Genomic DNA, 9,463 nt, shown 5'->3' with positions numbered 1-9,463 from the left:
TTTAGCTCAGCTGGTTCAGAGCACTCCGTTACATCGGAGGGGTCGGCGGTTCGAACCATATTAAATCAGATGGCACGACAAATATCAAAATTCGTGTTTATCATGGCAAAATATCGCAATACCTCCCTACCCCATATTATTTATATAGAACCTGACACCATCAATGAAATGTAAGTTTTAACAATAATCCCGAATCTAATCCGTAAAATGCGAACATTTATGGATTTTGCTCCATTAATTCCACAAAATCCAATTTTATCAATTCCCACTCTTTCCCTTTCAGGCAGATTGGGTCAATATCTATATCGGCAGCAGAAAAATCCACAAAATTGGCAATTATCTGACTTCTATCGTGAGTGTATTCATATCGTTGCTTATGAAGCTTCAACATTTCCGGGATAGTATATGTATTGAGCAATTCATGTAAATCCCAAAAATCTTTTTTACGACCACCCCGTGAAATTACATCAATTTTCATCGCTGCAACATCGGCTAAACTCGTAATTCGGATACCGTCAATTATATCGCAAGGGTCTATGATTTCATCATGATAGAATAAATCGAGCTTGATGTTGTTATCTTCCGTTTCTCCAATATAATATGACCGGCCGAAGCCTACAATGTTTGTTTTATCCGCACAATCAGAGTATCCATAGTTATTCCGAAAGAAATTCTCATAAACAGAGAAGTCCAAACTTCCATATGAAGCATTCGTAAATAAGTCAATATCTACCGACTTTCGATGTCCTAATCGCAAGCTTAAGGAAGTTCCTCCCACTAAATAGAACGGCCTGAATATCGGCTCCTTCATTATCTCGTTGAGAATTTTCTTCATTAAAGGAGTAACCGTTTCGTAATGTAGCTTGATAGAATTTTTCTTAGCCATTCGTTTTCTGCATTAATCTTTTTGGACGGATTTTCTTTGGTTTAAATTGTTTTAATTCATTTGCTGAAAGATTATAAAACCTTTTAATCTCATTGATTTCTCTTTTACTACCTCTTTCCAAGACCCTTTCAATAACAGATCGTTTATATCTGCCCCAATTGATTTTATTAAAATCCGTGTCCCAGAAAAGAATTTTCCTAATATTGGGAGCTTCCGGATAAAGCAAAGCAAAATCCCTATCCTTATATTGCTTTATATCATAATAGGATTGAAGAATCGACAGAAATCCTTCTTCATATCCCAAAGCTGTTTCTATTTTTAACGCTTGCTCCGTTGTAAGATTACGTTTTCCTGTAATAATCGCATTGATAGTTTGATAGGGAATACCTGTTTCCTCTGCCAAACGGCGCTGGGTAATATCTTGTTTCTTCAACGCCCTTCCTATTAGTTTTCCGGGATGAATGCCTTTTAGTATGTTGATACGACTATCCATAAATCTCACTCTTTTTGCAAAGATATGAATAAATAAACAAAATCGTTTACTTTTACGATATTTTTAAAGAAAATGAGTGCTTCTCCAAATAATTTTCTACCTTTGCTCTAATCACTTAAAGAAGAATTTTTCTCTTAAAAAAATCGCTCTAAAACGGAGTGAGTAACAGGTAGAAGAATATAAACCCCCGACAATTAAAAGAGAAACTGCAATGGTATCCCAAACGAACATAAATTTATTCAAATCCTTATTTCGGGGGCGCGAAGATGTATATGCTGTTCGTTGGGAAAAGGATGGTAGAAACGGATATATGCCAGCCTATAAAGTTGATTGGAGCGACTATAACCAACACAAGGCAACGGGAGGGAGTTTTGCCAATTATGATAAAAAAGAATATTTGGCATTCAATGATGAAGCAATAAAAGAACATTTATCGGGGAAATCAACGGTTGGTGTATATCCATTGTTATCAGATAATACCTCCTTCTTCATTGCTGCCGATTTTGATGAAACGAACTGGAAAGGATCTATTCTGAAATTATACCAAGTTTGTCAAGAAGTTGGACTTCCTGCTGTAATAGAACGTTCCCGCTCTGGTAATGGAGGACATTTGTGGCTATTCTTTGAAGAAAACATACCGGCCTTTATGAGCCGGAAAATCATGTTTGAATTATTGTTGCAAGCCGAGATTATCTCCAAATTTGAGAAAGAACCCAGCTTTGACCGGCTCTTTCCGAATCAGGATACCCATTCAGGGAAAGGGATTGGCAACTTGATCGCACTGCCACTACAAGGAGCCTCGTTAACTAAAGGGAATTCATGTTTCTTAAATCCGGAAACCTTTGAGCCAGTTGTCGATCAGTGGAGTTTTCTGCAATCCATTCAGCATATTCCAAAACAAAAAATAGAAACCCTACACTTGCAATTATCCGGTAAGACAAAAGAAGTTTTCTCTTCAAGGTATATTCCGGAATCTAAATTTGAATTAGAGATACTCATTAATAGTGAAATATACCTCAAAAGAGTGCAGCTCAATCAAAAGCTTATAGAGTATTTGAAAGATAATCTTAACTTTTTGAACTCGGACTATTTTATAAAGAAACGTTTGGGCAAAGCGGCTCATAATGTGGAAAAGTATTTCAAGTTGATTGAAGAAACACCCGAAGGTATTATTATTCCCCGAGGCTTCGCCTCTTCATTAATACATTTCTGCAATGCTGAAAATATACCGATAAAAGTCATTGATGAACGGTGCAAACACGAAGAAATAGAAATCAACTCAAAGATAGATTTATTATCTCATCAAGAGGATGTCTTAGAACGGACTCTCGTTAAAGATTTTGGCGTAATCGTATCGCCTCCCGGTTCGGGAAAAACGATCATTGGTTTAGAATTGATTGCACAGAAGAAGCAACCGACACTGATTCTTGTTCATCGAAAACAACTGTTTGATCAATGGACTGACAGGATACAGAACTTCTTATCCATTCCAAAGGAACAGATCGGGCAAATCGGTAATCAAAAAGACCGGATTGGAAAAGAGATAACAGTCGCGATGATCCAGTCGTTGACAAGGGGAGATCTTTCAGGACTCAGGAATCGCTTCGGCATGGTAATCGTAGATGAATGTCACCATATTCCGGCAAAATCGTTTCGGGAAGTTATCACTCAACTGAATTGCTTTTATCTATATGGCTTGACTGCTACTCCTAAGCGGAAGAATAACGATGAAAAACTAATTTATGTTTATATAGGCAACATGATCTACGAAATGACCCAGAAAGAACAGTTGGAGTCACAGAATACCAAAGCTGAAATAAACATACGTGAAACGGAACTGTTTGTCCCTTACGATTACAAAATTGATAATTATGAAACGGTATCACAGATTTTAATTTTTGACACAAACAGGAATAACCTGATACTGAAAGATATTGAAGAAAATTTTTTCCGGTTTAAGTCTATATTGATTCTTACTGAAAGAAAATCTCATGTAAACGTTCTGAATTTATACCTGAAAGAGAAGTACGAAACGATTGCCATATCCGGTGATGATTCAGCGCGAAGTCGCAAAAGCAAGTTAGAGCAAATAGAACAAGGACATTTTCAAATTATCATATCTACCGGACAATACTTTGGAGAAGGCATAGATATTAGTGCTTTGGAATGCTTATTTATCGTTTATCCATTTGCATTTGAAGGCAAATTAGTGCAATATATAGGTCGTGTACAGCGTTCCGGTAAACCTCCTGTAATATTTGATTATCGGGACTCTAAAATAGATTACTTTGAGAAGATGTTCAAGGAGAGAAATAGGTATTACAATAAATTGAGAAAATAATATGGAGAACAGTATTATCCTTTACACTACTCCTGATGGGCATGTGAATGTATAAGTCCAATTCGAGGATGGTACATTCTGGCTCACACAAAAGCGGATGGCAGAACTATTTGGGGTAAATGTGAGAACTATTAATGAGCACTTACAGAATATTTACAACACAAAAGAATTGGATAAAGAGGCAACTATCCGGAAAATCCGGATAGTTCAGCAGGAAGGCTCGAGAGAAGTTTCTCGGGAATTGGATTTCTATCATTTAGATGCAATCATTGCTGTTGGTTATCGTGTCAATAGTTACCAGGCAACACAATTTCGTATTTGGGCAACGAACACGCTTAGAGAATACATTACCAAAGGGTTTGTCTTAAACGACGAGATGTTGAAGAACGGACGTTCGTTCGGTAAAGACTATTTTGACGAGTTGCTTGAACGTATCCGGGAGATCCGGTCAAGTGAACGTAGGTTTTATCAGAAAATCACAGATATTTATGCAACTGCTGCGGATTATGATAAAAATGCACCTGTAACCAAAGATTTTTTTGCCACTGTGTAGAATAAGCTTCACTGGGCAATCACCGGAAAAACGGCTGCTGAAATAATTTACACATCGGCTGATGCAACCAAACTATATATGGGCTTAACCAACTGGAAACAGGCTCCTGATGGAAAAATACTAAAGTCGGATGTTGCCATTGCTAAAAATTATCTCAATGAAGCACATATCAGGGAATTAAATCGGATTGTTTCTGCTTATCTGGATTTAGCAGAAAATAGAGCAGAACGAGGAATAGCAACGAGCATGCAGGATTGGGCTAACTTTTTGAATCAGTTTTTAGAATTGTCTCAATACCCTATCTTACAGGACAAAGGTGAAGTCTCTGCATTGGAAGCAAAGTTAAAAGCGGAACAAGAATATGAAACATTCCGAAAGATTCAAGATGAATACTATCTTTCTGATTTTGATAGAGAAATAAAGAGAATTAAAGGAAGTGATAATAACCGAAGAAAATCAGTCTAACTACCTTCAAGAGGGATAAAAAAGGCATTCAATACCTCTCCCCTATTCGTTCGTGTTCAAAAAATGGATGAAAGGCTTTATAAAACGATCGAATGCTTCGATATGCGGTAAATGCCCTACATTGTCTAATTCCACCAGTTGGGACCCGGGTATTTTCTTTTGTGCCTCCTTCCCCAAAATCTGATATTGTCCCATACTCTCCCGGACGGATTCATCCTTCACCCGGTCCTTTCCAATGGCCGTACGGTCTCTTGTCCCGATAATCAACAGCGTAGGCACCCGGATATCGGGGAACTCATACAGTACAGGTTGCGTAAAAATCATATCCGCCGTTTGGGCATTGTTCATCGCCACACGGGGATAATCGGGATGCTTCGTCCAGCCCGTAAGTAAATACACCCATTCGTCATATGCGGGCTTCCACTGGTTGTCGTAGTAGAAGCCCAACTGGTATTTTTTTGTCGTTTCATACGTAACCTCCAATTCTTTCCGATAATTTTCGTCGATGGACATGTAAGGTGCCACAAGTTTCCAGTCCTCCAATCCGATGGGGTTTTCCAGGATCAGTTTTTCGACTGTTTCGGGATACATCAGCGCGAACCTCGTAGCCAGCATTCCTCCCATGGAATGGCCTAAAAGAAAGATCTTGTCAATATTCAAATCATCCAGAACCGCTTTGGTATTTTGCGCCAATTGCTGGAAAGTAAATTGATAACCTGCGGGCTTCGATGATTTTCCGAATCCTACCTGATCGGGGACCACTACACGGTATCCTTCCTTCAACAACGCTTGTATGGTCGTTTTCCAGTAGGCGCCATTAAAATTCTTACCATGTAACAACACGACCGTTTTTCCCGCCGGATGTTCCGGATGAATATCCATATAAGCCATCTTTACATCCTGCTGCTGGCTGTTAAATTCAAAATAATGAACGTCGTACGGATAGTCATAATTGGCCAGGGTAATATCCAGCACGGGGCGTTCCGTTTGTCCGAAAGTTACGAGGACAACGCCGAGAAAAACACTTAAAAATACAATTCGTTTCATACTATTATTTTTTACCGTCTTTACCGTACATGACTTCCTGTTACGGTAAGCTTACCTTGTATGTTACTTCTGCTTCCTCCGTTTAAAACATTTTTTACGGTATGAATGTTTGGAATGATCGCTGAAAGGATAAAAGATGAAATATATCGATTTCTCAATGGCTTTGAAGTGATTTTATATGGCCTGCAACAAATAAGACAACTATTTTGTTAAGTAATGCATGGATGCGAAAGGAAGGCAAGCCTGCATGGAATGCTTTCGGTAAGTGAACCCACAAAACATATATTATTTAAAATTCTTTGATATGTCTGATCAGGAAAAGTATGACCGAATATTTGAGGCCAATAGGAAGTGGATCGAAAAGAATAAAATAGAAAATCCCGGATTATTCGAACTGTTGGCCGCAGAGCAACATCCTGACTTTCTATATATCGGTTGTTCCGACAGCAGGGTGCATCCGGACCAGGTGATGGGATTAAAGCCCGGTGAGGTCTTTATTCACCGTAATATTGCGAATATGGTGAACTCCATTGATCTGAACGCCCTTTCCGTCATTAACTATGGAGTGGAACATCTCAAAGTTAAATATATCATTATTTGCGGCCATTACGGATGTGGGGGCATACAGGCTGCCATGGGGAATTTGGACTATGGGATCCTCAATCCCTGGCTGCGGAGCATACGGGATGTCTACCGTCTCCATCAGACGGAGCTCAATGCCATTGAAGATACGGAAGCCAGGTACCGGCGTTTTGTTGAAATCAATATTTATGAACAATGCCGTAACGTATTAAAAATGGCCGAAGTCCAAAAGTCCTATTACAAGAACGGATACCCGAAAGTAGCAGGATGGGTGTTCGATATCGCAGATGCCCGCCTGCACGACCTGCATTTTGATTTTGAAGGGGAACTTGAAAAAATCAGAGAGATATATGATATTACCGGAGAACTGTAATGATTACTTTCATTTTAACTATCCTGAAAATCCGGATGATTCAACAGGAAGATTTCAGGGAAGTTTCTCTTGAACTATCCCAACCCTATCGAATTCGAGAGGTTTAAAACGGACAAACCTTAAAAACACAATAAATTAACGGCTAAGAATAAAAAATTATCTTTGTGCTATGAAAGCAGAAGATCAAAACAAAAATATATTATCCAGTCTGGGGATTGACAGCCTGAATGAGATGCAGATAGCAGCCCGGCATGCGATCATTAAAGAACGGAATGTACTGTTATTGTCCCCTACCGGTTCAGGAAAAACCCTTGCATTTCTCCTGCCCATCCTTCAGTTATTGGATGAGGAGATAACAAAAGTACAATGCCTGATCGTCGTACCCTCAAGGGAATTGGCGCTTCAGACAGAGCAGGTATGGAAAAAGATGGGAACAGAATTCAAGGTAAATGTTTGTTATGGCGGACACTCTATCGATACCGAATTGAAAAACCTGAGCAGTCCTCCGGCTTTGCTTATCGGAACACCTGGACGGTTGATCGACCATCTGGAAAGGAAATCGTTCGACACCGGCTCTATCAAAACCCTGGTGCTGGATGAATTCGATAAATCTTTACAGTTAGGTTTCCTGGATGAAATGAATACAATCATCAGCCGACTGCCCGGCTTACAAAAAAGAGTCCTGCTTTCAGCCACATCCGATATAGAAATTCCGGCCTTTGTAAGGATGGAATCACCTATAACGCTTGATTATACGGAAGAAGAGAAAAACGAGGCTCTTTCGGTCAAACTGGTTTTATCTCCGGAAAAAGACAAGATCGACACATTGTTCCATCTTCTCTGCTCCCTCGATCCCGGGCCGGCGCTTATCTTCTGTAATCACAGGGAAGTCACGGAACGTATCAGCGGTTTACTGAATAAGAAAGGAATACAAACCGGATATTACCACGGCGGCATGGATCAGGACGACAGGGAGAGAATCCTCGTCCGGTTCAGGAACGGAAGTTTACATTATCTGGTGACAACCGATCTGGCTGCCAGGGGCCTGGATATCCCCGAGATGAATCATGTAATACACTATCATCTTCCGGCCACAGAAAGTGAATTTATCCATCGTAACGGGCGTACGGCCCGGATGCATGCTTCGGGAACCGCTTATATCATACAGTTCAGAGAGGATAAAATGCCGGAATATATTTCCGGTAATATGGATGTCTTGCCGGTTACACCAGGAAAACCATTGCCCGATCCCCCCGGATACCGGACAATTTATGTCAGCGGCGGCAGGAAGAACAAGTTGAATAAAAGCGATATTGTCGGTTTCTTTTTACAAAAAGGGAAACTCGACAAATCCGACCTGGGGCTGGTTGAAGTGAAAGATTTTATCTCTTTTGCCGCCGTTCGCGCGTCTGCCGTGAAAACGCTGCTGGCAAATATCCGGGATGAAAAAATGAAGGGCAAAAAGTACAAGATAGAAGTAGCCAGGGATGTTATTAAAAGAGTTGAATAGCGAAAACCCACTCCGTGCATCGCTAAAAACAGATAAAATCAAACCCCTATTTCGTGAACTATTCATTGGATTAACCCGTAAAACGCCAAAAAGTGAAATCGAAAAAGCAATTAAAATTAAAAATGAATATTATGCAGACAAAGAAACATACCAATAACCACCAAATTGTTGATTACGATGCGGTACTTGATGCCAAATTCGGGAAAGTCGGCACGCAGGAACGCGAGGCTTTTCGTCGCGAAGCATACGCCTATTACATGGGGCAAATAATATACAACGCACGTAAAAGTGAAAAAGTGACCCAGGCGGAACTGGCAAGCCGTATAGGAGTGAACAAATCCTATATCTCAAAAATTGAGAATGGGGATATAGAACCTGGCTCAGGAACGTTTTACCGGATCATCGATGCGCTTGGGTTACGCTTTGAAATAACAAAAAAGATATGCTAAAACATTTCTATTTCCGTCAGGGCCTTTCGTATCTTGTTCAAGGGGTTTATATCCGGGAGTTATCGTCCGCATTTTAATTATAGCGAATTCGCCATAATTAAAAGTTTATAGCGTACGAACCACCCTTGCAATGTAAGTCGGTTCCCTCCCTTAATTATATACCAGGATATACGCGTTGAGGTAAGTCGCAAAGAACAACCACAGGGCGTATGGGATAAACAGCAAGGCGCTTGCCTTTTGTGTCGGATAGGTTTTCAGGATGTAGTACAATACGGCCAGGTCGAGCAGCACGATATTGATAAGCCCCAGTAACGGGTTTTGCAGATAAAAGAAAGAGAGGCTCCATAAGAAATTCAGAAACAACTGTATGCCGAACAATAATAAGAAGAAATTCTTTTTTTTATCTTTTGAATTCAAAATAAGGCCGATGGAAATCCCCATACATACATAGATGATGCCCCAGGCAATCGGAAAGACAGCATTGGGAGGCGTCAAAGCGGGTTTATTCAGATAGGGATACCACGATTCAATGGCATCCGATTGAAAGTAACTGGCTGTGAAACCAACCATAAAACAAACCACCACCGGCAGCAATAAATTCAGTAATCTTTTCATAAGGAAGAGTTATAAATTTTTTTAGTTATGTAACACTACCTGGCCTTATAACAAACCAAAACCAATTAAAGTTATCCACAAGTGATTAAAATTGTATTACTCATGTTTCGCACTTCCCTCAAACAATTGACAAAGAAATAGAAGGGAAA

At 39.9% G+C, this 9,463-nt stretch carries 8 protein-coding genes and 1 pseudogene; 5 read left to right on the top strand and 4 right to left on the bottom strand.

Annotation, left to right across the window (positions count from 1 at the left end; genetic code table 11):
* Window positions 1-217: 217 nt before the first annotated feature.
* Together U2P89_RS08350 and U2P89_RS08345 are read right to left on the bottom strand one after the other, a co-directional pair.
* Window positions 218-886 carry a nucleotidyl transferase AbiEii/AbiGii toxin family protein gene (locus tag U2P89_RS08350; RefSeq protein WP_322191184.1) on the bottom strand — a complete coding sequence of 223 codons (669 nt, stop codon included), beginning with the start codon at window positions 884-886 and terminating at the stop codon, window positions 218-220.
* Window positions 879-1,379, bottom strand: a complete 501-nt coding sequence (locus U2P89_RS08345; protein WP_322191183.1) for a HigA family addiction module antitoxin — start codon at window positions 1,377-1,379, stop codon at window positions 879-881. Before U2P89_RS08345 ends, U2P89_RS08350 begins: the two co-directional genes overlap by 8 nt.
* A 211-nt stretch (window positions 1,380-1,590) precedes the next feature.
* Between U2P89_RS08345 and U2P89_RS08340 the strand changes: the two genes are divergently transcribed.
* A complete protein-coding gene (locus U2P89_RS08340; RefSeq protein WP_322191182.1) occupies window positions 1,591-3,720 on the top strand; it encodes a TOTE conflict system archaeo-eukaryotic primase domain-containing protein in 2,130 nt (709 codons plus the stop codon).
* A gap of 97 nt (window positions 3,721-3,817) precedes the next feature.
* Window positions 3,818-4,738 (top strand): annotated as a pseudogene (locus tag U2P89_RS08335) (virulence RhuM family protein).
* A gap of 42 nt (window positions 4,739-4,780) precedes the next feature.
* Here U2P89_RS08335 and U2P89_RS08330 read toward each other — a convergent pair.
* Entirely contained in the window at window positions 4,781-5,785 is a 1,005-nt protein-coding gene (locus U2P89_RS08330; protein WP_322191181.1) for an alpha/beta hydrolase, read from the bottom strand.
* Between the two features lie 304 nt (window positions 5,786-6,089).
* Here U2P89_RS08330 and U2P89_RS08325 point away from each other — a divergent pair, with 304 nt between their 5' ends.
* The 3 genes from U2P89_RS08325 (at window position 6,090) to U2P89_RS08315 (ending at window position 8,699) form a co-directional block, all read left to right on the top strand.
* Window positions 6,090-6,740: a carbonic anhydrase gene (locus tag U2P89_RS08325; protein ID WP_322191180.1), complete on the top strand. Its 651-nt coding sequence runs from the start codon at window positions 6,090-6,092 to the stop codon at window positions 6,738-6,740.
* A gap of 169 nt (window positions 6,741-6,909) precedes the next feature.
* Window positions 6,910-8,250 carry a DEAD/DEAH box helicase gene (locus U2P89_RS08320; RefSeq protein ID WP_322191179.1) on the top strand — a complete coding sequence of 447 codons (1,341 nt, stop codon included), beginning with the start codon at window positions 6,910-6,912 and terminating at the stop codon, window positions 8,248-8,250.
* Window positions 8,251-8,372: 122 nt separating this feature from the next.
* Window positions 8,373-8,699: a helix-turn-helix domain-containing protein gene (locus U2P89_RS08315; RefSeq protein ID WP_083710994.1), complete on the top strand. Its 327-nt coding sequence runs from the start codon at window positions 8,373-8,375 to the stop codon at window positions 8,697-8,699.
* A gap of 150 nt (window positions 8,700-8,849) precedes the next feature.
* Here U2P89_RS08315 and U2P89_RS08310 read toward each other — a convergent pair whose 3' ends face one another.
* On the bottom strand, window positions 8,850-9,314 hold the full coding sequence (locus tag U2P89_RS08310) for a TspO/MBR family protein (protein ID WP_076930598.1): 465 nt from the start codon (window positions 9,312-9,314) through the stop codon (window positions 8,850-8,852).
* Window positions 9,315-9,463 lie beyond the last annotated feature (149 nt).

This window comes from Proteiniphilum sp. (assembly GCF_034331125.1).
In the GTDB taxonomy this organism is placed as follows: domain Bacteria; phylum Bacteroidota; class Bacteroidia; order Bacteroidales; family Dysgonomonadaceae; genus Proteiniphilum; species Proteiniphilum saccharofermentans.
The sequence above is the reverse complement of the archived record's forward strand: the minus strand, read 5'-3'. Positions and strand labels throughout refer to the sequence as shown.